The sequence below is a fragment of the Nocardioides sp. NPDC054178 genome, assembly GCF_055585005.1.
The window spans coordinates 1,036,682-1,059,223 of the sequence record NZ_JBVJKY010000002.1; the positions used below are offsets into that span (position 1 = coordinate 1,036,682).

Below are 22,542 nucleotides of genomic sequence, written 5' to 3' on the forward strand. Positions count from 1 at the left end.
CTACCCGTGGGAGAAGTCCGTCCCTCAGCCGACCACCCGAACAGGGCATCGCGCGACGCCGGCCTTCTCGATGCGCACATCCGCGGTGACCAAGGTGATGTGATGGCTCTCCGCGCTGGCGACGTAGGCAGCGTCGTAGGTCGACAGGTTGTTGCGGAGCTCCCACATCCGCGGCATCAGCGGGCCGGTGGGCGTGACCGCGACCGTCATCTGCTGGATCGCGGCGGCCGCGCGGTCGGCCTTCGCCTTGTCGATCTTGCCGCCCAGCAACAGACCGCGCACCGTCGACAACACCTCGACATGCCAGTGCGCAGGCACCAGCCAGGCGGGGTCGGCCCGCATCTCCTCGAGCGCCTGGACCGATCGCGGCTCGGTGGCCGGGTCGAGAAAGGTCAGCGCGACCACCGACGCATCGACGACGATCATCAGCCGACGTCGCGCCGCGCGTCATCGCGGGCCGCCAGCACGTCATCGAGGGTCGCCTCGCCGCCCGTACGCCACCCCGCGACGTCGTCGAGCACGTCGAGGTTGTTGGCGAAGGCTGCCTCCCGAAGGACCATCTCGCGAAGGTATGCCTGCAGGCTCTGGCCCTTGGCCTGCGCCCGCTTCGCCAACGCGTCACGGGCCGGCTCGGGCACGTCTCTGATCTGCATTGCGACCATGCATGCATAATACATGCACATGGGCACTGAGATCCTCACCTTCGACCAGCTCCCCCCGAAGACCGCGTACGCCCTGTGGCAGCTGCGCCAAGAGGTCTTCGTCGTCGAGCAGGACTGCCCCTACCTCGACCTGGACGGCCGTGACCTCGAGCCCGGGGCGCGTCACGTGGTGCTGACCGACGGCGACCGGCTCGCCGGCACCGCCCGGATCCTCGACGACGGCGACGTCTGGCGGATCGGCCGCGTCGTCCTCGCTCCCTCCCACCGTGGTCAGGGTCTGGCCGACGTGATCATGACCGCCGCCGTCGAGGCCGTCACCGACCGCGACATCGTCCTCGACGCTCAGACCCCGCTGGCCGGCTGGTACGCCAAGTTCGGGTTCGTGAAGGACGGCGAGGAGTTCCTCGAGGACGACATCCCGCACACCCCGATGCGACTCACTCGCTGACGGGGGCGAAGAGCACGCTCGCCTCGGTCTCCTCACGCGTGGCCTGACCCCGAGCCGCCAGCAGCTCGAGGTGGGCCTTGGTCTCCATGACCGCGAGGCCGGCGTTGAAGTAGTCGAGCTCCGCGAAGGCGCGCTCGTGGCGGGTCCAGCCGAGGTCGTTGGCGACCTCGAGCGCCGACCGTCGTCCGGCCTGCAGGGACGCCAGCGACTGAGCGAGCCGGGACTCGTGATGGGCCAGGAGCTCGTCGACGCGCGCGTGCGACGACGAGGCGACCGGGCCGTGGGCGGGCAGAAGCCGCAGGTCGGGCAGCGAGCGGACCTTGGTCAACGAGGCCATGAAGTCGCCCAGCGGGTCGACGACCGGCACCGGCTCGAAGCCGATCGACGGCGTGATCGTGGGCAGCACGTGGTCACCGGCGAACAGGACCGAGCCGGCCAGGTCCGCATAGACGTAGTGGCCCTGGGTGTGGCCGGGGGTGTGCACGGCATCGAGGTCGCGGCCGGCCACGTCGAGGCGTACGTCCCCTTCCAGCCAGCGCGAAGGCATCCGCCAGTGCGAGAGCTCGGGCGGCGGAGGCGGGTTCGCGGCCCACTTCTCGGCCAGCTCGTGCGCACCGGCGTAGGCGAGCAGCCGGTCGGTCGAGACCCAGCCGTCGAGATCGCCGTTGGTCAGCTCGAGCGTGGGCCGGTCGCCGGCCCCGAGCAGCACGTCCGCGCCGAACTCCTCACCCAGCACCGAGGCGAGCGTGTAGTGGTCGCGGTGCACGTGGGTGACCAGGAACCGCCGGATGTCGCCGAAGGCGAAACCGAGCTTCTTCAGCCCGGACTCCAGTGCAGCGCGCCCCTCGGTGATCGCCCAGCCGCCATCGACCAGCGAGAGCCCGTCAGCGCCCTCGAGGACGTAGATGTTGACCGCCTTGAGCCCGTCCATCGGCAGCGGCAGCGGGATCCGGTGCACGCCCTCGGCGACCGTCCAGGCGCCCGGAGCGGACCAGTGCTCCTCCGAGTCAGGCGAGATGGCGGTGGCTGTCGACTGACTCGGCTGACTCGGCTGGCTCGGCTGGCTCATCGGGCTCCTTCGGGTCGACCTCTCCAGAGCCAGAGCAGACCCAGGATCGGCAGCAGGGCAGGAACGAAACCGTATCCGCTCCCGAACTTCGACCATACCGATGCATCCGGGAACCACGACGGCAAGACCAGGGACAGGACACCGACGACGACCACGCCGGCGAGCTCGACCCACAGCATGACCTTCGCGAAGCCCGCCGACCCGGCGGCCGCCCGGCGGATCGCGAACCAGCCGGCGACATAGGTCGCGGCCGCGACCACCGAGAGCGAGTAGGCGATCGGCGCCTCGTCGAACCGGGTGAAGACCTGCACCAGCGACCGGGCGCCCGCGGCGAGCACGAAGATCGCGTAGACGGTCAGCAGCACCAGGTGCGGACCGGAACCGGTCTTGGCGGGCGAGGTCTCGGTCACCGCACCATCATGACGCGTACGGCCACGACCCCTGTCGCCAGGGCCGCCGCCGCGATCACGCCCGAGGACCAGGTCGAGCGGTCCCCGCGCATCGTCTGCAGCGCCAGCGGCATCAGGCAGACCAACGCCCCCACATAACCCAGGAAGGTCGAGAGCGACTCCGGCTTGCGCCCGGCCGACCACCCGGCCAGCGCCCCGACCGCGAGCACGACCGCCAGGATCTCCAGCATCCATGCCACCTGGTCCAGCCATTTCGGTCGCGGCGCCTTCAGCACCACGCCGAGCACGGCTGCGATCGTCACGAACGCGGCATATCCGGCCACGATAAATCCGATCAGTGTCACGGCGTCCACGTGCCAATCTTCTCCAATGACCTCCGATTCGCCCGATCCGGGGCTCGTCGCCCGCCTCCGCGCCGCCGGCTGTGTCTTCGCCGAGGACGAGGCGGCCCTGCTCGAGACCGCGCCGGTCTCCACCCAGGAGCGGGAGGAGATGGTCGTACGCCGCGTGGCCGGCGAGCCGCTGGAACTCATCCTGGGCTGGGCCGAGTTCTGCGGGCTCCGGATCCGGGTCGCGCCGGGGGTGTTCGTGCCCCGGCAGCGCTCGGCGCTGATGGTCGACCTCGCCGTCCGGGCGGCCTCGCGGACCGGGTCGTGGAAGGTGCTCGACCTCGGCTGCGGGACCGGAGCGCTCGGGGCCGCCGTCGCCGCGCGCGTCCCGGACGCGGAGGTCTGGGCCACCGACATCGACCCAGCCGCGGTCGAGTGTGCGCGGAGCAATCTCCCCGCCGACCACGTCCTCCTCGGCGACCTCTACGACCCGCTCCCCCACGACCTCGCCTTCGACGTGATCGTGGCCAACGCCCCGTACGTCCCGAGCGACCAGATCCGGAACATGCCGCCCGAGGCGCGCGACCACGAGCACCGGGTGGCTCTCGACGGCGGCACGGACGGGCTCGACGTCCAGCGCCGCGTGATCGAGCAGGCGCCGAAGCGGCTGGCCCCCGGCGGCGTACTCGTGATCGAGGCCGGCCAGGAGCAGGCGCCCGTCACCGCGAGCCTGATGCGGGAGCAGGGGCTGGTCGCGGAGATCCATCACGACGAGGACCTCTATGCGACCGCGGTGACCGGAACGGCTCGCTGAGGAGCCGCACCGAAAAGCGAGGCGTCCCTCTGATTGCACACCACCCCCGCGGTGTGCATTCAGAGGGACCGCCACCTGGAAGGTCGTCCACCCCCCACCGGTGGACGACCTTTCGCGGATGAAACGGGCCGCCCCGGGACTCATGACGCGGGTCGGGAAGAATTTTTTCGAGAATGCCGTCAGACTTCCGATATGCAGGCTTACGGTCTGACCCACCTGGTGCCGTTGTTCCTGCTCACAGCAGGGATCGTGGCTGTGGTCCGGCTGGGCAGACAGCAGCGGGCCGACACGAAACCGTCGAGATTCTCCCGCGGATTCGCGATCGCGCTTCCGCTCACGGTGATCCCGCTGCTGGCCCACGAGTGGGTCACCGACTTCGACCTCTTCATCGACCTGCCGGTCCAGCTGTGCGATCTGGCGTGGATCGCGGCGGCGATCGCGCTGTGGACCCACCATCCCTACCCGACCGCGCTGACCTGCTTCTGGGGCCTCACCCTGACCACGCAGGGCGTGTTCACCCCGGACGTGATGGACTTCCCCGACGTCAGCTACTTCACCTTCTGGGTGATGCACCTGATGGTGGTGCTGGCCGCGGTCTACCTGGTCTTCGGGCTCAAGCTGCTACCCGGCTGGCGTGGCTACGGCTGGGCGGTCGCAACCACCGCGACCTGGGCCGTGGTGGCCTACGTCCTCAACCTCGTCCTCGACGCCAACTACGGCTACCTGCGCTACAAGCCGGAGTTCGCCTCGATGCTCGACCTGCTCGGCCCGTGGCCGTTCTACATCCTCAGCGAGATCGCGCTGGTCGCCGGCGTGTGGGCGCTGCTCACGCTGGGGCTGCGGATCTGGGCGCGTCAGGACGGGTCGACGAGGACCCCGGTGCGCTCGTAGTCGGCGAGAGCCGTGGCGTACGGCGCCAGGTCGATGCCCTTCTCGCTCACCCAGCCGTCGTCGTAGTAGGAGGAGCGGTAGCGCTCCCCGGAGTCGCACAGCAGCGAGACGACGCTGCCCTCGGTGCCGGCCGCCACCATGTCGCGTACGACACCCAGCGATGCCCACACGTTGGTGCCGGTCGAGGGACCGACCGAGCGTCCCATCCGGGCCGAGAGCCAGCGCATCGTCGCGATCGAGGCCGCGTCGGGCACCTGGACCATGTCGTCGACCACCCCGCCCACGAAGGACGGCTCGACCCGCGGCCGGCCGATCCCCTCGATGCGCGACGGCATCCCGGTGGCGTAGTCGGAGGTGTCCGTCTCCCAGCCGCCGTAGAAGGCGGAGTTCTCGGGGTCGGCGACCATCAGCCTGGTGGGGTGGCGTCGGTAGTGGAGGTAGCGGCCGATCGTCGCCGAGGTGCCGCCCGTTCCGGCCGAGACGACGATCCAGGTCGGGACCGGGTGCCGCTCCTGCGACATCTGGTCGAAGATCGACTCGGCGATGTTGTTGTTGCCGCGCCAGTCGGTGGCGCGCTCGGCGTAGGTGAACTGGTCCATGTAGTGGCCGCCGCACTCGCGGGCGAGGCGCTCGGCCTCGGCGTACATGTCGGGTGCACGGTCGACGAAGTGGCAGGTGCCGCCGTACCACTCGATCAGGCGCACCTTCTCGGCCGAGGTCGAGCGCGGCATCACCGCGACGAACGGGAGCCCGAGGAGCCGGGAGAAGTACGCCTCGGAGACCGCGGTCGACCCCGAGGACGCCTCCACGACCGTCGCGCCCTCGTGCAGCCAGCCGTTGCAGGTCGCGTACAGGAACAGCGACCTGGCCAACCGGTGCTTCAGCGAGCCCGTGGGGTGGACGGACTCGTCCTTCAGATAGAGGTCGATGCCCGGACACCCGGGGAGCGGGACGACGTGCAGATGAGTGTCGGCCGAGCGCTGCGCGTCGGCCTCGACGCGGCGTACGGCTTCGTCGATCCAGGCGCGATGGGAGTCAGAGAGGCGGGGCACCGGCCGAGCGTAACTCCACCCTGATCTGTCCCCGGCATGTGCGGTGAGCCACAATGACTGGACGGAACACGATCGGGTCCGGCAGTGAAGTTGCCCACAAGTTAGACCGATCTAAGGACCCCGATTAACCATTGCGGCCCCAAAAGCGAGACAAAAGACCTGTGGACGAACCTCTTGACGTAGTGCTGATCGGCGGCGGCATCATGAGCGCCACCCTGGGTGTGCTCCTCCAGGAGCTGGAGCCCAGCTGGTCCATCAAGATGATCGAGCGGCTCGACTCGCTCGCCGTCGAGTCCTCCGGCCCATGGAACAACGCCGGCACCGGCCACTCCGCGCTGTGCGAGCTCAACTACAGCCCGCAGAACGCCGACGGCTCGGTCGACATCTCCAAGGCCGTCAACGTCAACGAGCAGTTCCAGCTCTCCCGTCAGCTGTGGTCCTTCCTGGTCGAGAACGGCCGCATCCCAGACCCGGACAAGTTCATCCACACCGTCCCGCACATGTCCTTCGTGTGGGGCGCCGAGAACGTCGACTACCTGCGCAAGCGCTACGAGGCGCTCTCGGCCCACCCGCTCTTCCCGGGGATGGAGTTCTCCACCGACCCCGAGGTCATCAAGGGCTGGGCGCCGCTGCTGCTCGAGGGCCGCTCGGCCACGTCGCTCGCCGAGGAGCCGGTCGCGGCCACCTGGACCAACGCCGGCACCGACGTCGACTTCGGCTCGCTCACCTCGATCCTGACCCGCACCCTGGTGGACAAGGGCGCCGACCTGGAGACCGGGTCCGAGGTCACCGACCTGCACCAGACCATGGACGGCTTCTGGCACATCTACGGCCGCAACGAGAGCGGGAAGTACCACCTGCGTTCCCGCTTCGTCTTCGTCGGCGCCGGCGGCTACGCGCTGCCGCTGCTCCAGAAGGCCGGCATCCAGGAGATCCGCGGCTTCGGTGGCTTCCCGGTCTCCGGTGAGTTCCTGCGTACGTCCAAGCCGGAGCTCGTCGCCCAGCACCGCGCCAAGGCCTACGGCAAGGCCGCCGTCGGCGCTCCGCCGATGTCGGTGCCCCACCTCGACACCCGTTACGTCGAGGGCAAGACCCACCTGATGTTCGGCCCGTACGCCGGCTGGAGCCCGCGCTTCCTCAAGACCGGATCGCTCACCGACCTGTTCCTCTCGGTGCGGCCCCACAACCTGGTGCCGATGCTGCGGGCCGGGCTGACCAACATGGATCTCACCGTCTACCTGGTCAAGGAGCTGCTGCGCTCCCCGCGCAAGAAGTTCGACGACCTGCAGGACTTCTTCCCCGCCGCGGACCGCAAGGACTGGGAGCGGATCATCGCCGGCCAGCGGGTGCAGGTCATCCGCCCCGACGGCGTGCTCCAGTTCGGCACCGAGGTCATCACCGCCGAGGACGGCACCATCGCCGGCCTGCTGGGCGCCTCCCCCGGCGCCTCGACCGCCCCGGCGATCATGGTCAACGTCCTGCGCCGCTGCTTCCCCGACCGCTGGGACGCCTGGCAGCCCCAGCTGAAGACGATGATCCCGGCCACCGGTCCCGAGCTCAGCGCCGACCCCGAGCTCGCTGCGGAGACCTTCGCGCGCACCGACCGCCAGCTCCACCTCGGCTGACCAACCGCTGACCACCGCTGGTCGTGCGGGCGGTCAGCTCGTGAGGTGGGCGGCTACGGCAGCGGCCTGGCCGCGGATCTCGGGGATGGCGGTCGCCTCGTAGAGCGCGCCCTTGCAGGGCGGGCCGACGGTCAGGAGCTGAGGTACGACGGTGCCGTCTGCTCCGATGACGTGGCCGTCCTCGGTGACGTCGATGCCGAGGCGGAGGGGGTCGGGGGCGATCAGGCCGCGCTTCTGGAGCGCGAGCAGAAGGGGGTTGTCGGTGCGGGTGATATCGGGTGAGGGGCCGGTGCAGTTGACCACCGCGGTGACCTCGCGCTCGCCGTCGGCCAGGGAGACGACCGGCTGCCCGGCGCCGTTCGACCCGGCATCCACGCGGCAGCCGAGCACCCCACCGCCGAGGATCTCCAGGCGTCCCTCGGCCTGGTAGGTGTCGAGGAGGGCGGCGATGCGCGGGGCCATGCGGTGGCGGCGTACCTCCCACTCGCGGGCGTAGACCTCGCGGAATCGTCGGCGCTCCGGCTCGGACAGGCGACGCCAGATCGACTGGGTCGGGCCACGCAGGCCGTCGATGACGGCGCGCCAGTCGACGCCGAGACCGGCGGCGTGCTCGATCTGGTCGCGTACGAGGCCGGCGATGCCGTCGGCGGTCAGCGGGCCGTCGGGGACCGGGGTCACCCAGGAGGTGAACTGGTCGTCGATGTGAGGGTTGGGGACCAGGCCGTGGCGGCTCACCATGATCACCCGACGAGCCGGGGAGTCGTCGAGGAGCGTGACGGTCGTGTCGACGGCGGTCAGGCCGGTGCCGACGACGAGCACGGTGGCATCCTCCGGCAGGGCGCTGATCCGGGCCACGTCCCAGGGGTCCGACAGGTTCCACGGCGCCTCGGGGAGACCGGCCAGCGGCTGGGGCGGCGGGTTGCCGTAGGCGAGGACGACCGCGTCGGCGGCACGACCTCCGTCGTCGCCGGTCAGGACCCGAAAACCGGCACCGACCGGCTCGACGTCGATGACCGTCTCGCCCACCGTCTCCAGCGCCCCGGGGCCGTTCTCGGCAGCACCGGCGAGCCGGTCACGCAGGTAGCGCGCGTAGTCGCGCCGGGGCAGGAAGTCGATCGGGCCGAGCTCGATGCCGGCCTCGGCCGCCCAGTCGAGCAGGTCGTCGCGGTCGTCGGGGAAGCCCGACATGTTGTTGGCCCGGACGTTGAGGAGATGGCGACCGTCGGTGGTCGAGTAGGCCACGCCGTAGCCGGCCTCTCCGCGCGACTCGAACAACGTCACCGAAGCACCGCGGCGGAGCAGGTTGATCGCGGTCAGCGTGCCGCTGGCTCCTCCCCCGATGATCGCCACCGTCGGGGCGGAGGTCGGCGTGGGCGGCGCAGCATGGGTCGTCACCCCGACACCCTATCTGCGCTATTCGAGGTTTGTTCAGCAGGTTACTCCGATTCCACGGACCGCAAAGAAGTATTTGCAAATAGTTCTTTGCGGTCTATCGTGGAGGCATGAAGGAACCGTCGATCGTCCCGAGCCTCGACCAGCTGAAGGCACTCACCCACCCCGTCCGGACGCGCATGCTCGGCATCCTGCGCGTCGACGGGCCCGCGACGGCGACGATGCTGGCGGCCCGGCTCGGCCTCAACAGCGGCGCCACCTCCTACCACCTCAGGCATCTGGCCCAGCACGGGTTCATCGTCGACGACCCGGAGCGCGGCAACGGCCGTGAGCGCTGGTGGAAGGCGGCCCACCAGATGACGCACACCGACAGCGACCAGCTCCCCGACAACGAGGAAGCGCGTGAGGCGTTCGACGCCTACCTGCAGGTCGTGGTGACCAACTACGCGGAGAAGCTGCAGCGTTCGATCGAGGAGCGCGTCATGTTGCCCGACGAGTGGCGAGAGACGACGACCTACAGCGACTGGATCCCGCGTCTCACGCCGGCAAAGGCGATCGAGGTGCGAGATCGCATCATGGACATGCTCGGCGAGCTCGAGGACGAACCGGAGGGCGAGCCGTTCACCTTCCAGCTCAACGCCTTCCCTCAGCCGGGCCACCTGGGCAGGGACCCGGAGGCGGACTGAGCGATGCGGCTCCCTCTCTACGGCTGGTTGACCTCCAACGCCATCTCCTTCGTCGGGACCCGCCTCTCGATGCTGGCACTCCCCTGGTTCGTACTCGAGACCACCGGCAGCCCCACCAAGACCGGACTGATCGCCCTCTTCGAGCTGGCCCCCCTCGTGGCCATGAAGATCTTCGGCGGCCCCTTGATCGACAGGCTCGGAAAGCGCCGCGTGTCGATCACCTGCGACCTGGGCTCCACCGTCGTGGTCGGCCTCATCCCACTCCTGTACGCCACGGGGCGGCTGCACTTCGCTGCCCTGCTCGTTCTCGTGGCCGCCGCCGGTGCCCTGCGCGGCCCGGGCGACGACGCGAAGAGCGCGATGATCCCGGAGCTGGTCGCCTCCGCCGGCGTATCCACCGAGCGGGTGACCGGGCTGCACTCGGTGATCGAGCGCACGGCCTCGATGTTCGGAGCGGCCGCCGCCGGCGTGCTCATCGGCGTGGTCGGTGCGGCCAACGCGATCGCCATCGACGCCGTCTCGTTCGCACTGTGCGCGGTGGTGCTGGCCACCACGACGGCACGTCTCCCTCGCCCGGCCGAGCCCGCAGACCCCACCGAGGCCAAGGACCCGACGCCCTATCTCGGACAGCTCGCCGCGGGCTGGCGGTATCTCCGCGGTGACCGCGTGCTGCTCGGGATCGCCGTCATGGTCGCCTTCACGAACCTCATCGACGCTGCCGCCAGCAGCGTCCTGATGCCACTGTGGGCGCAGACGCATGCCAGTGCGCAGACACTCGGCCTGCTGTTCGCCGTCATGGGCGGCTGCTCGGCGATCGGCTCGGCCATCGCAGCCACGGTCGGCGACCGGATGCGGCGCTACCCGACGTACCTCGTCGCCTTTCTCATCACCGGCCTGCCGCGGTTCGCCGTCATCGCCTTCGGGGCACCGCTGTGGGTGATCTTTCCGGTCTTCGCCGTTGCCGGTGTGTTCAGCGGGTTCCTCAACCCGATCATCGGCGCGATCAAGTTCGAGCGCATACCGGCTCCGCTGGTCGGCCGCGTCACCTCCCTCATCGCCGCGGGCGCCTGGGGCCTGATGCCGCTCGGCGGCCTGCTCGGCGGGACCCTGGTCTCCACGATCGGCCTCACCAGCGCCTTCACCATCCTCGGCGTCGCCTACTTCGTGGTCACGATGTTCCCCGCGATCGACCCGACCTGGAAGCAGATCGAGCGCACCCCGACGACGGCTAGCAGGCTTCCCGCAACCGCGGAATCCTAGGAATGCCACCGAGCCGCTTCTGGTAGCGGACGTGGTCGGAGTAGTCCTCCAGGAGCGTCCACAGCGCCTTGTGGGCGGGCCACGGGATGGCCTCGCCGGGGAACGCCCAGGTGGAGCCGAAGCCGATCCAGACCGGGACCCAGTCCTTGGCGCAGTCCCACTCGCCCCGCTTGGACATCAGCAGCCGGTTGCGGATCTGGAACGCGAGCCGCTGCCCGTCCTTCACGATCGGCGCCGCGCACACCCGCCACAGCGGCATGTCGAGCGACATCAGCTCGATCTCGATGTCGCCCAGAACACGCGGGTCCACCAGGACCGTAGCGACGTTCTCATGCGGGCGCCTCATGTACATCACGCTAGCGGCGAGCACCGACATCCGTGGCTGGATCCGCCAGAAGCGAACAGCGCGACCCGATTCGCCACCCCGCCGGACAGGACGTACGCCGCGGGCCTATCATCCTCCCCAATCTCGATCGGGCAGGGAGGCCCGAGTGGAGGATCGAGGAAGGACCCTACGTTGGCACCCCCGAGGCAGCCCAGAACGGGCGAAGAAGCCGAGAAGTACGCCGCGGAGCATCTGCATTCCCTCGGCTGGCCCGACGCTGCCCCCTCGGGCAGCACCGCGGCCGCCGACATCGACATCATCGGCGGCCGCCCGGACAACATCGTCGTCGCACAGGTGGTGCTCACCCGTTCCCCGACCGAGGCGCGCAGCGTCTGTGCCGTACGCGGCGCCGGCCACGCCTACGACGCCCGGACGGTCGCGCTGTTCAGCCGCGCCGGCTACACCGTGGACGCGGTCGAGTGGGCCGACCGGATCCGGGTCGCGCTGTTCGAGTTCGCCGGCGACGGCTCGATCCGGCCGCACGGGAAGCACGCGGCCGAGCTGGTCACCACCGCCACGGCCCCGGCGCCGACCTCGACCCTCGGCCGGGCGCCCGAGCCGGTCCCCGGCAAGCACATCGACCCCACCCGCACGGGCAGCTTCAACTTCACCTCGAAGATCCCCGCGATCAGGCCGCGCCGGCGGGCGGAGAAACCTGCCGACGAGATCGCCCCCGACGTGGCTCCGGACGTGGCTCCGGACGCGATCGCGCCGACCGTCGAGAAGATCGCCGGCCCGCTGACCGGCCAGATCCCGGCGTACACGACCACGTACGTCGTCCCCACCACGACGTCCGCCAGCTACGTGGTCGCCGGCTCCCCCTCGACCATGAGCATCCCGAAAGCACCCACCCCGCCGTCCGGTGAGCGCTGGGTCCCCGACGGGCTCGGGCCGATCCTGGACGCGATCGTCCGGGCGTCGCAGCTGCCCGTGGTGCTCGTCCTGGGCTCGGACCAGCGGGCCGAATGGGTGCGGCAGACCTTCCAGGTCGCCACGATCACGGTCACCGACGAGAGCGTGCTGCCGATGCTGCTCTCGCTGGTGACGGGCCGGGAGTCGCAGTACGCCAGCGGCGAGTCCTATCACAAGGTCGACGGCCTCAAGCCCCAGGGCGAACGGGCCCTCGAGTCCTGGCGGGCATGGGAGGCCTACGACCGCGCGATGGCCAACTACCGCCGCGCGGTCTGAACCACGGGTCAGCCGCTCAGCAGTAGCCGAGCATCTCCCCGAGCGCCCGGCGCTCGCTGTCGTCGACGGCGAGCGACCAGCTCGTCTTGGTCTCGATCCAGCGGGCCGCGTACGCACACTGGAACCCCTTCCGCGGACGCCAGCCCGCCGGATCCTCGTCGCTCTTGCTCATGTTGGCCGGGCCGTCGACGGCGAGCAGGTTGCCCAGGTCGCCGGCGAAGGCACGGCGCCGGTCCGGGGACCAGCCGCTCGCGCCGGAGCGCCAGGCCTCCGCGAGCGGCACGACGTGGTCGATCTGGATCGCCTGGGCCTGCTCGGGCTCCTTCAGGTCGGTGAAGACCAGGCGTCTGCCGGTGTAAGGGTCGACCCACGTGCCGGCGAGCACGTCGTGGTCGCATCGACCCTGCGGCCGGGTGCGCACCTCGACGGCGTCGCGCAGGAGCACGTCGTCGCGCTGGTTGCACCCGTTCCCGTCGCTGTCGGCCCAGCCCCCTCCGAACACCGAGCGTTCGTACGCCGCCAGCCCCTCCGGTCGCCTCGCGACCGTCGCCGACGCGGCGAGGTCGCGGCGCGCCTCGGAGACGTCGACCGGACCCGGTGACGGCACCGCGGTCGCCACCGGCGGCGTACCTCGTGTCGGCGGCGCCTCGTCGGGCAGCCACAACGAGACCACCCAGCCGACGATCGCCAGCAGGACGACCAGCACTCCCAGCGACGTACGTCTCCCCACGCCGTCGCATTGTGCCCGCGACCACCGACAGCGACCCGCGTCCGCGTAGGTATTACCGAACGGTGACGGATGCGCCGAGCCCTGTCGCCCGGGGTCGAGCGCTGGCACAGTGAAGGCATGACTGGGCTGGAGACTGGGCTGGACACGGGACAGACACGCCGCGCCGAGGTCGGGGTCATCGGCGGCACCGGGCTCTACGAGTTCTTGACCGATGCCGAGGAGGTGACGGTCGAGACCCCCTACGGCGCCCCCTCGGCGCCGGTGACGGTGGGCACCGTCGCGGGCCGCTCGGTGGCCTTCGTGCCGCGCCACGGCCGCTCGCACGAGTACCCGCCGCACGCGATCCCCTACCGCGCCAACCTCTGGGCACTGAGGTCGCTCGGCGTGACCCAGGTGCTCTCCCCCAGCGCCGTCGGCGGTCTCCGGCCCGATGCGGTCGCGACCGGCGACCTGGTCACCCCCGACCAGCTCGTCGACCGCACCTGGCGCCGGATCCCGAGCTACGTGGAGCGCGGCGCCACCCACGTACCGCTGGCCGACCCCTACTGCGCGCGGATCGCCAAGGCGTACGCGACCGCCGACCCGTCCGTGAAGGTCGGGGGCACGCTCATCGTGATCGAGGGGCCGCGGTTCTCGACCCGCGCGGAGTCGGTCCACCATGCCGCCCAGGGCTGGACGCTGGTCGGGATGACCGGCGCCCCGGAGGCGGCGCTCGCCCGCGAGCTGCGGATGTGTTACGCCCCGTTGTGCCTGGTCACCGACATGGACGCGGGCGCGGCCGAGGGCGAAGGCGTCGACGAGGACGACGTCTACGCGCTCTTCGCCGCCAACCTGGAGCGGATGCGCACCGTCCTGGCCGACACGATCGGCGGCCTGCCCGACCCGGCCGGGTGTCCCTGCTCGACCTGGGCCGAGGGCAAGCAGCTCGCCTACGAGATCCCATGAGGGTCCTGCTCACCGGGTCCGCCGGCTTCATCGGCACCGCGGTCGGCCGGGTGCTGGAGGAGGCCGGTCACGAGGTCGTACGCCTCGACGTGCTGCTGCCGATGGCCCACGGCGAGGCGGCCGAGCCGCCGCCCGGGACGAACCTCCTCGACGTCCGCGACGCCGGCGGGTGGGGCGACCTGCTGGACGGTATCGACGCGGTGTGCCACCAGGCCGCGGTCGTCGGCGCCGGGGTGACCGTGGCCGACCTCCCGCTGTACGCCGCGCACAACGACCTCGGCACCGCCGCGCTCCTGGCCGCGATGAGCGCGCACCGGGTCTCCCGGCTGGTGCTCGCCTCCTCGATGGTCGTCTACGGCGAGGGCCGCTACGTCTGCGAGACCCACGGCGACCGGGTCCCGCCACCGCGCTCGCGTGCCGCGCTCGACTCCGGTGACTTCGAGAACCACTGCGACCTCTGCGGCGGAGCACTCGCCTGGGCGCCGGTGGCCGAGTCGGCCCGCCTCGACCCGCGCAGCTCGTACGCAGCCAGCAAGGTCGCCCAGGAGCACTACGCCTCCGCCTGGGCACGTCAGGCCGACGCGACGGCGATCGCGCTGCGCTACCACAACGTCTACGGGCCGCACATGCCCGCGGACACGCCCTACTCCGGGGTCGCCGCCATCTTCCGGTCCTCCCTCGAGCGGGGCGAGGCGCCGCAGGTGTTCGAGGACGGCGGCCAGCAGCGCGACTTCGTCCACGTCGACGACGTGGCCCGCGCCAACCTGGCGGCGCTGGAGGCGACCGCCGAGCGGCCACCCGGGGAGCTGGCGGCCTACAACGTCGCCTCCGGTCACCCGGTCACCATCAGCGAGGTGGCCGCGCTGGTCGCGCGCGGAACCCGGACGGAGGTGGCGCCGGTGGTCACCGGGCGCTACCGGATCGGCGACGTACGCCATGTCGTCGCCTCCCCGCAGCTGGCGGAGAAGGAGCTCGGCTTCCGCGCCAAGGTGCTCCCGGAGGTCGGTCTGCCGGCCTTCGCCACCGCGCCGCTGCGGTCGTAGGCTCCGGGGTCACCAGCTCGTGTAGAGCAGGTGCTGGACGAGCAGCGCGGTCAGGAGCTGCAGCACCAGACCGGGCCGCCGCCAGCGCTCGGGCAGGAGGGCGCAGCCGAGGGTGAGCCAGGGGATGAAGGGCAGCCAGATCCGCTCGACCTCCGCCCGGCTCATCTGGGAGGCATCCGCGAGGGCGACCATGATCACCGCGGCCCCGACCAGGACGACGACCACCCGCTCGGCCCGGTCGCGGCGGACGGCCCAGGTGGCGCCGAGCCCGGCGCCGACGAGCGGCCCGGCGCTGATCGCGAGCGCGGCCAGATTTCCCCAGGTCCAGTAGGCGCCCGGGCGCTGGCTGGCCAGCCCGTCCCAGTAGCGATCGACCAGCACGGGATACGCCTCCCACCAGGCGAAGCCGCCGGCGGCGAAGGTGAGCACCACCGCGAGCGCAGACGCCGCCGCGACCGGCAGCACCCACCACCCCCGGCCGAGCCAGAGCACGGCGAGCGCGAGCACGCCGGTGAGCGGGAGGCCGTACGACATCATCACGACACAGCCGAGGAGCAGGCCGGCGAGGATCGCCCACGGCCAGCCCCGACCTACCCCGGCCCGGCAGGCGAGGGCCAGGCAGCACATCCCCCAGGCGACCGCGACCGCCATCACCGCATCGGCCGAGACCGCCAGGAACACCGCGCTCGGCGACAGGACCAGGTACGGCGCCGCCGCCCGCGCCGCGTCCTCGGCGCCGAGGACGCGGACCGTCGTCATCACCGCGAGCGGCAGGGTCGCGGCGATCACCGTGACGACCAGGCCGGCCGCCAGGTCCCCGCCGAGACCCACCTTCACCAGGAGCACGAAGAAGAGCACCATCCCGGGCGGGTGCCCGGCGACGTGGACCGGCCAGTTCCCCGCCGGGGCGTCGTAGGGGATCCGGGAGACGTACTCGCGCAGCAGCCCGGTGACGTCATCGACCGACCGGGCCGTCTCGAGGTATTCGGTCGGGTTCCCCAGGACCCGCGAGATGCCCTCGGGGCCGTCCACCAGCGCCAGCGCCAGCAGCCACACCAGCCCGGCGGCGTACGCGACCAGGAGCAGGCGACGCCAGCGCAGCCGCCTCGCCATCGGGTCCGCCCAGCGCAGCGACGCGAGCGCGAGCAGGACCGCCGGGAGCGTGCCGATACCGACCTTGACCTGCGGATATCCGTGGAGCGGAGCGAACGTGCCGTCGTCGAGATGCACCCGTGGCCACACCTGCCAGTCGAGGAGAGGCGGCACGACCACCGCCGCCACGACGAGGGCGACCGTGACGACGAGCCCCACCATGGCGGCGCGGTGAGCGGAGGAGTGCACGACTGCGAGCGTAGGTCCGCGACGGCTCGATCATCGCCGACGCACGGGCCCGTCACCGGACCGTAAGATCTGCCGGCCCCATCGGCGGCGGCTCGTTCCTAGAGTCGATCACATGGCCGAGAACAGCCCCGATACAGACCCAGAGATCGACCTTGTCCTGCCCTGCCGCGACGAGGCGGCCGCCCTGCGCGAGCTGCTGCCGCGTGTGCCGGCGGGACTCTCCGTGATCGTCGTCGACAACGGCTCGACCGACGGCACCGCCGACGTCGCCCGCGCGCAGGGGGCGCGGGTGGTGTCGGAATCGCGGCCGGGATACGGGGCGGCGGTGCACGCCGGGCTGCTGGCCGCGACCGCGCCCTATGTCGTGGTGATGGACGGTGACGGCTCCTTCGATCCTGCAGTCGCGCTGCCTCTGGTCGAGGCGATCAGGCGGGGCGAGGCCGACCTGGCGCTGGGCTGCCGCAGGCCGGTGACCCGCGGCGCCCAGCCGTGGCACGCCAGGATGGGCAACCGGCTGGTCCGGACCGCGCTGCGGCGTCGCACCGGCCTGGTGGTGCGTGACATCGCCCCGCTGCGCGCCGGCCGTCGCGACGCGCTGCTCGGGCTCGGTGTGGAGGACCGGCGCTCGGGCTATCCGGTCGAGCTCCTCGACCGGGCCGCCCGGGCCGGCTGGCGGGTCCACGAGATCGACGTCGACTACCACCCGCGGACCGCCGGGACCCGCTCGAAGGTCTCCGGCTCCGTGCGGGGCAGCCTACGGGCGGCGTACGACTTCTGGCGGGTGCTCTCATGACGACACCGACGCTCCTCCTCGCCGCCAAGGCGCCCGTGCCCGGCCGGGTGAAGACCCGGCTCGCGGCCGACGTCGGGGAGGCGGCCGCCACGACTGTCGCGGCGGCCGCTCTGCTCGACACGATCGAGGCGTGCACGCTGGCGGTGGGAGCGGCCCGGTGCCGGCTGGCCCTCTCCGGCGACCTCGCTGAAGGCTTCCTGGCCGACGAGATCCGGGCCGCCCTCGACGGATGGACCCTCGCCCGCCAGCGCGGGAGCGGACTCGGGGAGCGGCTCGCGAACGCCCACGCCGAGGTCACCGGGCCCGTGGTGCAGATCGGCATGGACACCCCGCAGGTGACCGCGGCCGGACTGCTGGCCGTGGCCGGCGGCCTGGACGCGGCCGATGCCGTGCTCGCGCCGGCCGAGGACGGCGGCTGGTGGGCCCTGGCGCTCCGTGACCCGTCAGCGGCCACCGCGCTGTGCGACGTCCCCATGTCCACCCCCCAGACGTACGCCGACACCCGCGCCGCCCTCGAACGACTCGGCCTGCGGGTCACCGCCGGTGAACGGCTCCGCGACGTCGACCACCTCGCCGACGTCACGCCTGTCGCCGCAGCCGCTCCACAGACCCGTTTCGCCGCGGCCGCGGCCGAGATCGCGCGGGTGACCCGATGACGGCCGTGGCGGCGGAGTCGGCGTTCGCGCACGCCTTCGCCCGCGAGGAGTGCCGGGTGGTGAGCGTCGACGGCACGGCCTGGCGACTTCCTGTCGAGGACTGGACCCGCGCCGCCGACGCCGCGGACCTCGCCCTGCTCTCCCACTGCGCCGGACCGACGGTCGACCTCGGCTGCGGCCCCGGCAGGATGACCGCCGCGCTCGCCGCCCGGGGCCTGCCCTCGCTCGGGGTCGACGTCGTCCCGGAGGCCGTCGCCGAGGCCGAGTCCCGCGGCGGTCGCGCGGTCTGTCGCGACCTCTTCGAGCCGCTCCCCGGTGAGGGCTGGTGGGCGACCGCTCTCCTCGCCGACGGCAACCTCGGGATCGGCGGGGACCCGATCGCCCTCCTCGCCCGGGTCCGCCGGCTGCTGGTGCCGGGCGGCAGGGTGGTCGCCGAGGTGCATCCGCCCGGCACACCGAGCCGCCCGCTGCTCGCGGAGCTGGTCTGCGACTGCGGCGGGTTCTCGCGGTTCCCGTGGGCGGTCGTCGGCGCCGACGCGATCGGGTCGATCGCGGCCGAGGTCGGGCTCGCGGTGAGGCGGCTCGAGCCGCTCCCGCACCGGCCGACCCGGCCCCGCCGGTCGGCCCGGGCTCCGCTCACCCCCGCCGGGGACCGCTGGGTCGCCGTACTCGTGGAGGACGCCGCATGATCATCCCCTCGGAGAGCTCGTTCAGCTCGCGCCTGCGCAGCGCCGCGGTCGCCGCGCGGGTCGGACTGTGGCTCGGGATCTGCTTCCTGATCGCGCTCGTGACCGGGCTGATCAGCCACTACGCCCAGATCGACCACCAGCCGGTGCCGCTCCCGACGAGCCCCTCACGGCTCTACCAGATCACCCAGGGCCTGCACGTCGTCGCCGGGACCGCCGCGATCCCGCTGCTGCTGATCAAGCTGTGGGTCGTCTTCCCCAAGCTCTTCCAGCCGCTGCCGCGACAGGTCCGTGAAGCGCTGCCGACCGCGCTCGAGCGCGGCTCCATCGCGGTCCTGGTCAGCACCTCGCTGGTCCAGCTCACCACCGGCCTGCTCAACGTCGCGCAGTGGTATCCGTGGGGCTTCAGCTTCCGCAGCACCCACTACGCGCTCGCGTTCGTCGCCGTCGGGGCGCTGCTCGTCCACGTCGCGGTGAAGCTGCCGGTCGTCCGCGACGCCCTGACGGGAGACGTCGACGACACCTCCCACGACCGGCCGAACGCGGTCCGGCCGGGGCCCGTCAGCCGGCGCGGCGTCCTGGCCCTGGCCGGCACCTCCGCGGTCGCTGCTGCGGTGCTCTACGCGGCGGGCACCGTTCCCGGCATCGGCCGCCTCGCCGCCCTCTCGCCGCGCTCGCGAGCGCACGGCATCCCGATCAACCGCACCGCTCACTCGGCAGGAGTGGTGGCCGAGGCGAGCAGTGCCGCCTACCGGCTCGAGGTCGTCCACGGCACCACGACGCGGTCGCTGACCCGCGACGACCTGGTCGCCATGGAGCAGCGGACCCACACCCTCCCGATCGCCTGCGTCGAGGGCTGGAGCGTCGCCGGCGAGTGGGGCGGCGTACGCCTCCGCGACCTGCTCGACCTGGTCGGCGCCCCGCGCGGGCGCGAGGTGCGGGTCCGCTCGATCCAGACGTTCAGCGCCTCCGCCGACACGGTGCTGCCGGCGAACTTCGCCGACGACGACCGCACCCTGATGGCCCTCGCGCTCGACGGCGAGACGCTCTCGATGGACCACGGCTACCCGGTCCGGCTGATCGCGCCCGACCGCCCCGGGGTCATGCAGACGAAGTGGGTCTCCCGGATCGAGGTGCTCGGATGAGAGGCATGCGCAGCGGGTTGATCGTGGTCGGGACGGTCGTGATGGCGTACGGCGCCTGGCTGCTCGTCAGCAGACAGGACCTGGGTCAGATCGTCGAGGTCGTGCTCTGGCTGGCGGCGGCGGTCGTGATCCACGACGGGATCCTGGCGCCGGTGGTGCTCGGGCTCGGTTGGCTCGGTGGCCGGCTGCTGCCGCGGCCCGTCGCCCGTGGTGCGGTGACGGTGCTGGTGCTGCTCGGCCCGGCGGCTCTGGTCGCGATCCCGGTCCTCGGCCGCTTCGGTGCGGAGCCGGACAACCCGACGCTGCTGGACCGCGACTACACCCAGGGCCTGCTGGTCTTCGCGGCCCTGTGCGTGTGTGCCGGTGTCACCGTCGCGCTCGGCGAACTACGCTCGCCCCAACCGACGGCCGAGGAGGAGTAGACCCATGGCCCGTGTGCTCGTGGTCGACGACGACCTCACCGTGCGCGAGGTGCTGGCCTCCTACCTGCGCGCGGGCTCGCACGACGTCGTCGAGGCCGGCGACGGCGAGCAGGCGCTGCGCGCGATGAGCGAGCGACCCGCCGACATCGTCGTCCTCGACCTGATGCTGCCCGGCATCGACGGCCTGGAGGTGTGCCGTCGGCTGCGGCTGGCGAGCGAGGTGCCGATCATCATGCTCACCGCGCTCGGCAGCGAGGCCGACCGGATCATGGGGCTCGAGCTCGGTGCCGACGACTACGTCGGCAAGCCGTTCAGTCCACGGGAGCTGGTGCTGCGCGTCGACTCGGTGCTCAAGCGCACCGGCCACTCCGGCGAGGGCGGCGTCGTCTCCGACGGCTCCTTGGTGGTCGACGCCGACCGGCGGGTGGCGACGAACGCCGGGGCCGAGCTGGCGCTGACCACCCGCGAGTTCGACCTGCTCCGCTACCTAATCGCCCACCCCGGCAAGGCCTTCACCCGCGAGGACCTGCTCGAGCACGTCTGGGGCTGGACGATCGGCGACCGCTCGACGGTCACGGTCCACGTACGCCGGCTGCGGGAGAAGATCGAGTCCGACCCGACCCGGCCGGAGCGGCTGGTCACCGTCTGGGGCGTCGGCTACCGCTGGGAGCCCGCGGAGGTGGGCGCATGAAGCTCGCCGATGCCGTCCTGATCGCCCTCGTCGCCGCGGGGGCCGGTCTCGCCGTCGGCCTCGCCGGGCTGCTGGTCGCGTGGCTGACGCGGCGCTGGTCGATCCGCTGGCAGCTCACTCTCGTCGCCGCCGTCGCCGTGCTGACGGTGTTCGGCGGCGTGCTCGGGATCGCGTGGCTCATGTTTCTCTCCGGCCACGACCTGCTGGTCATCACCGTGGTCACCTCGATCGCCGTGGTGGTGGCGATCCTGGTCGCGTTCGTCATCGGCTCCGCGATGGTCCGCTGGTCGGGAGCCGTCCAACGGCAGGCCCGCGCGATGGCTCTCGGCGGACACCAGGAGCCCGCCGAGAGCGGACCGCGCGAGCTCCGGTCGCTGTCGGCCGAGCTCGCCGAGACGCAGCGGCGGCTCGAGGAGGCGAGCGCCCGGGAGGCCCGGCTCGAGGAGTCCCGCCGCGAGCTGATCTCCTGGGTGGCCCACGACCTGCGTACGCCGCTGGCCGGCCTGAGGGCGATGGCCGAGGCGCTCGAGGACGGGATCGCGGCCGACCCGCACCGCTACCACCAGCGCATCCGCGTCGAGGTCGATCGCCTGGCCCGGCTCGTGGACGACCTCTTCGAGCTCTCCCGGATCCAGGCCGGCGCGCTCACCCTGACACCCGAGCCGGTCCTGCTCGGTGACCTGGTCAGCGAGGCGCTGGCCGGGGCCGACCCGGTCGCCCGGGAGCGGCGGGTCCGCCTCGGTGGCCGGGTCGAGGACGGCCTCGAGATCACCGCCGACCCGGCCAGCCTGTCCCGCGTCGTCTCCAACCTGCTGATGAACGCCATCCGCCACACCCCCGCCGACGGCACGGTGGAGGTGCACTGCCGCACGGCTCCCGGAGACGTACGCAGCATCGACCTCAGCGTCAGCGACGGCTGCGGCGGCCTGGATCCGGGCGACATGGAGCGGGTCTTCGATCTCGGCTGGCAGGGCAGCTCGGCGCGCACCCCGCCCGCGCCCGAGGAGGCCGACGGCACCAGTGGGCAGGGCGCCGGGTTCGGCCTCGCCATCGTCAAGGGTCTCGTCGACGCGCACCGCGGCAGGGTCTGGGTGGAGAACCTTCCGGCCGCGACCGGCTGCCGGTTCCACGTCCGCCTGCCGGCGTGACTCCGGCGTGACTCCGGCGTGACTCAGTCGACCGCCGAGCCTTCCAGCTCGTCGACGAGCAGCAGCCCGCGCTCGGCCCAGGCGACCGCGGCGTGGGCCTGGTCGATCAGGCCGTCGTAGGCGAAGATCTTGTAGCGCACGATCCGGTCCCACTGGCGCGGTTCATAGTGCTCGAGCCGCCGGGCCAGGGTGGGATGGCTGCGGTCGACGAGCGTCGCGCGGGTGGCCTCGAGCATCGCCAGGTGCTCGGTCCAGTGGTCGCGGAACTGCGTCAGCTCGGCGCGTGCAGCGCCGGGTTCGGCCCACTCCAGATAGGCCGCCTTGAGGTAGGCGGGCTCCCGCTGCCGGCGGATCTCGATCGGCGCGTCCATCCACTCCCGGAAGGCCTTCACCCCGGCCTCGGTGACGGCGTACTCCTTCTTGGTGCCCTTCTTGCCCCACGGCACGACGGTGGCCTCGAGCAGGCCGTCGCGCTCCATCCGGTTGAGCTCCGGGTAGATCTGCGAGTCGGGAGCGTGCCAGACGTGGGCCACCGACTGGCTGAACTGCTTGGAGACGTCGTAGCCGGTCATCGGGCGGGAGGTGAGCAGCGCGAGCAGCGCGTACCTCAGCGACATCGTGACCCCCTCTTCACGCAGTGATCGTGGCGCGAGCGTATCCAACTCTTGCCACTAACTATAGAGATAGGTAGTTTGTGACGAGCACAACACCTATCTCCATAGGGAGTTCCC

The 22,542-nt window shown here is 71.6% G+C and carries 27 protein-coding genes; 16 read left to right on the forward strand and 11 right to left on the reverse strand.

Annotated features, from left to right (window positions below; translation table 11 throughout):
* Window positions 1–24: 24 nt before the first annotated feature.
* Together ACZ6WN_RS11635 and ACZ6WN_RS11640 are read right to left on the reverse strand one after the other, a co-directional pair.
* Window positions 25–426, reverse strand: a complete 402-nt coding sequence (locus ACZ6WN_RS11635; protein ID WP_465864790.1) for a type II toxin-antitoxin system VapC family toxin — start codon at window positions 424–426, stop codon at window positions 25–27.
* On the reverse strand, window positions 426–662 hold the full coding sequence (locus ACZ6WN_RS11640; RefSeq protein WP_465864791.1) for a FitA-like ribbon-helix-helix domain-containing protein: 237 nt from the start codon (window positions 660–662) through the stop codon (window positions 426–428). Before ACZ6WN_RS11640 ends, ACZ6WN_RS11635 begins: the two co-directional genes overlap by 1 nt.
* A gap of 19 nt (window positions 663–681) precedes the next feature.
* Between ACZ6WN_RS11640 and ACZ6WN_RS11645 the strand changes: the two genes are divergently transcribed.
* Window positions 682–1,110 carry a GNAT family N-acetyltransferase gene (locus tag ACZ6WN_RS11645; RefSeq protein ID WP_465864792.1) on the forward strand — a complete coding sequence of 143 codons (429 nt, stop codon included), beginning with the start codon at window positions 682–684 and terminating at the stop codon, window positions 1,108–1,110.
* Here ACZ6WN_RS11645 and ACZ6WN_RS11650 read toward each other — a convergent pair.
* From ACZ6WN_RS11650 to ACZ6WN_RS11660, 3 genes are read right to left on the reverse strand one after another with little or no spacing between them, the layout of a single operon-like run.
* On the reverse strand, window positions 1,100–2,179 hold the full coding sequence (locus ACZ6WN_RS11650) for an MBL fold metallo-hydrolase (protein ID WP_465864793.1): 1,080 nt from the start codon (window positions 2,177–2,179) through the stop codon (window positions 1,100–1,102). The genes ACZ6WN_RS11645 and ACZ6WN_RS11650 overlap by 11 nt on opposite strands.
* Window positions 2,176–2,589 (reverse strand): hypothetical protein, encoded by a 414-nt coding sequence (locus ACZ6WN_RS11655; protein ID WP_465864794.1) that lies wholly within the window; start codon window positions 2,587–2,589, stop codon window positions 2,176–2,178. Before ACZ6WN_RS11655 ends, ACZ6WN_RS11650 begins: the two co-directional genes overlap by 4 nt.
* Entirely contained in the window at window positions 2,586–2,942 is a 357-nt protein-coding gene (locus ACZ6WN_RS11660) for a hypothetical protein (protein ID WP_465864795.1), read from the reverse strand. The genes ACZ6WN_RS11655 and ACZ6WN_RS11660 overlap by 4 nt, the downstream gene beginning before the upstream one ends.
* A 16-nt stretch (window positions 2,943–2,958) precedes the next feature.
* On the opposite strand from ACZ6WN_RS11660, the gene ACZ6WN_RS11665 reads away from it, so the two are divergent.
* Both ACZ6WN_RS11665 and ACZ6WN_RS11670 read left to right on the forward strand, forming a co-directional pair.
* Window positions 2,959–3,732, forward strand: a complete 774-nt coding sequence (locus ACZ6WN_RS11665; protein ID WP_465864796.1) for a putative protein N(5)-glutamine methyltransferase — start codon at window positions 2,959–2,961, stop codon at window positions 3,730–3,732.
* A gap of 192 nt (window positions 3,733–3,924) precedes the next feature.
* Entirely contained in the window at window positions 3,925–4,623 is a 699-nt protein-coding gene (locus ACZ6WN_RS11670) for a YwaF family protein (protein ID WP_465864797.1), read from the forward strand.
* On the opposite strand, the gene cds1 is transcribed toward ACZ6WN_RS11670, so the two are convergent.
* Window positions 4,587–5,675: an L-cysteine desulfhydrase Cds1 gene (gene cds1, locus ACZ6WN_RS11675; RefSeq protein WP_465864798.1), complete on the reverse strand. Its 1,089-nt coding sequence runs from the start codon at window positions 5,673–5,675 to the stop codon at window positions 4,587–4,589. The genes ACZ6WN_RS11670 and cds1 overlap by 37 nt on opposite strands.
* Before the next feature lie 161 nt (window positions 5,676–5,836).
* On the opposite strand from cds1, the gene ACZ6WN_RS11680 reads away from it, so the two are divergent.
* Entirely contained in the window at window positions 5,837–7,300 is a 1,464-nt protein-coding gene (locus ACZ6WN_RS11680) for a malate:quinone oxidoreductase (protein WP_465864799.1), read from the forward strand.
* 33 nt (window positions 7,301–7,333) lie between these two features.
* Here the strand turns inward: ACZ6WN_RS11680 and ACZ6WN_RS11685 are convergent, their stop codons facing one another.
* Window positions 7,334–8,695 (reverse strand): FAD/NAD(P)-binding protein, encoded by a 1,362-nt coding sequence (locus ACZ6WN_RS11685; protein ID WP_465864800.1) that lies wholly within the window; start codon window positions 8,693–8,695, stop codon window positions 7,334–7,336.
* Window positions 8,696–8,802: 107 nt separating this feature from the next.
* Here ACZ6WN_RS11685 and ACZ6WN_RS11690 point away from each other — a divergent pair, with 107 nt between their 5' ends.
* Both ACZ6WN_RS11690 and ACZ6WN_RS11695 read left to right on the forward strand, forming a co-directional pair.
* A complete protein-coding gene (locus tag ACZ6WN_RS11690) occupies window positions 8,803–9,378 on the forward strand; it encodes a helix-turn-helix domain-containing protein (RefSeq protein WP_465864801.1) in 576 nt (191 codons plus the stop codon).
* 3 nt (window positions 9,379–9,381) lie between these two features.
* On the forward strand, window positions 9,382–10,638 hold the full coding sequence (locus ACZ6WN_RS11695) for an MFS transporter (RefSeq protein ID WP_465864802.1): 1,257 nt from the start codon (window positions 9,382–9,384) through the stop codon (window positions 10,636–10,638).
* On the opposite strand, the gene ACZ6WN_RS11700 is transcribed toward ACZ6WN_RS11695, so the two are convergent.
* Window positions 10,607–10,984 (reverse strand): hypothetical protein, encoded by a 378-nt coding sequence (locus tag ACZ6WN_RS11700; RefSeq protein WP_465864803.1) that lies wholly within the window; start codon window positions 10,982–10,984, stop codon window positions 10,607–10,609. The two genes, ACZ6WN_RS11695 and ACZ6WN_RS11700, sit on opposite strands and share 32 nt — an antisense overlap.
* 171 nt (window positions 10,985–11,155) lie before the next feature.
* Between ACZ6WN_RS11700 and ACZ6WN_RS11705 the strand changes: the two genes are divergently transcribed.
* Entirely contained in the window at window positions 11,156–12,211 is a 1,056-nt protein-coding gene (locus tag ACZ6WN_RS11705; RefSeq protein ID WP_465864804.1) for a restriction endonuclease, read from the forward strand.
* A gap of 16 nt (window positions 12,212–12,227) precedes the next feature.
* Here the strand turns inward: ACZ6WN_RS11705 and ACZ6WN_RS11710 are convergent, their stop codons facing one another.
* Window positions 12,228–12,941, reverse strand: coding sequence for an HNH endonuclease family protein (locus tag ACZ6WN_RS11710; RefSeq protein WP_465864805.1), 714 nt, complete (start codon window positions 12,939–12,941; stop codon window positions 12,228–12,230).
* 117 nt (window positions 12,942–13,058) lie between these two features.
* On the opposite strand from ACZ6WN_RS11710, the gene ACZ6WN_RS11715 reads away from it, so the two are divergent.
* Both ACZ6WN_RS11715 and ACZ6WN_RS11720 read left to right on the forward strand, forming a co-directional pair.
* The gene (locus ACZ6WN_RS11715) at window positions 13,059–13,886 is read left to right on the forward strand and encodes an S-methyl-5'-thioadenosine phosphorylase (RefSeq protein ID WP_465864806.1); all 828 of its coding nucleotides are present in this window, start codon (window positions 13,059–13,061) and stop codon (window positions 13,884–13,886) included.
* Window positions 13,883–14,929, forward strand: a complete 1,047-nt coding sequence (locus ACZ6WN_RS11720; RefSeq protein ID WP_465864807.1) for an NAD-dependent epimerase/dehydratase family protein — start codon at window positions 13,883–13,885, stop codon at window positions 14,927–14,929. Before ACZ6WN_RS11715 ends, ACZ6WN_RS11720 begins: the two co-directional genes overlap by 4 nt.
* 9 nt (window positions 14,930–14,938) lie before the next feature.
* Here the strand turns inward: ACZ6WN_RS11720 and ACZ6WN_RS11725 are convergent, their stop codons facing one another.
* Window positions 14,939–16,270, reverse strand: coding sequence for a hypothetical protein (locus tag ACZ6WN_RS11725; protein WP_465864808.1), 1,332 nt, complete (start codon window positions 16,268–16,270; stop codon window positions 14,939–14,941).
* Window positions 16,271–16,382: 112 nt separating this feature from the next.
* On the opposite strand from ACZ6WN_RS11725, the gene ACZ6WN_RS11730 reads away from it, so the two are divergent.
* From ACZ6WN_RS11730 to ACZ6WN_RS11760, 7 genes are read left to right on the forward strand one after another with little or no spacing between them, the layout of a single operon-like run.
* Window positions 16,383–17,063, forward strand: a complete 681-nt coding sequence (locus ACZ6WN_RS11730; protein ID WP_465864809.1) for a glycosyltransferase family 2 protein — start codon at window positions 16,383–16,385, stop codon at window positions 17,061–17,063.
* On the forward strand, window positions 17,060–17,719 hold the full coding sequence (locus tag ACZ6WN_RS11735) for a TIGR04282 family arsenosugar biosynthesis glycosyltransferase (RefSeq protein ID WP_465864810.1): 660 nt from the start codon (window positions 17,060–17,062) through the stop codon (window positions 17,717–17,719). Before ACZ6WN_RS11730 ends, ACZ6WN_RS11735 begins: the two co-directional genes overlap by 4 nt.
* Window positions 17,716–18,408 carry a methyltransferase domain-containing protein gene (locus ACZ6WN_RS11740; RefSeq protein ID WP_465864811.1) on the forward strand — a complete coding sequence of 231 codons (693 nt, stop codon included), beginning with the start codon at window positions 17,716–17,718 and terminating at the stop codon, window positions 18,406–18,408. Before ACZ6WN_RS11735 ends, ACZ6WN_RS11740 begins: the two co-directional genes overlap by 4 nt.
* Window positions 18,405–19,550, forward strand: coding sequence for a molybdopterin-dependent oxidoreductase (locus ACZ6WN_RS11745; RefSeq protein WP_465864812.1), 1,146 nt, complete (start codon window positions 18,405–18,407; stop codon window positions 19,548–19,550). Before ACZ6WN_RS11740 ends, ACZ6WN_RS11745 begins: the two co-directional genes overlap by 4 nt.
* Before the next feature lie 5 nt (window positions 19,551–19,555).
* On the forward strand, window positions 19,556–19,972 hold the full coding sequence (locus ACZ6WN_RS11750) for a hypothetical protein (RefSeq protein ID WP_465864813.1): 417 nt from the start codon (window positions 19,556–19,558) through the stop codon (window positions 19,970–19,972).
* Window positions 19,973–19,976: 4 nt separating this feature from the next.
* Window positions 19,977–20,663, forward strand: a complete 687-nt coding sequence (locus ACZ6WN_RS11755; RefSeq protein ID WP_045550297.1) for a response regulator transcription factor — start codon at window positions 19,977–19,979, stop codon at window positions 20,661–20,663.
* On the forward strand, window positions 20,660–21,811 hold the full coding sequence (locus ACZ6WN_RS11760) for a sensor histidine kinase (protein ID WP_465864814.1): 1,152 nt from the start codon (window positions 20,660–20,662) through the stop codon (window positions 21,809–21,811). Before ACZ6WN_RS11755 ends, ACZ6WN_RS11760 begins: the two co-directional genes overlap by 4 nt.
* Before the next feature lie 23 nt (window positions 21,812–21,834).
* On the opposite strand, the gene ACZ6WN_RS11765 is transcribed toward ACZ6WN_RS11760, so the two are convergent.
* A complete protein-coding gene (locus tag ACZ6WN_RS11765; RefSeq protein WP_465864815.1) occupies window positions 21,835–22,428 on the reverse strand; it encodes a PadR family transcriptional regulator in 594 nt (197 codons plus the stop codon).
* Window positions 22,429–22,542 lie beyond the last annotated feature (114 nt).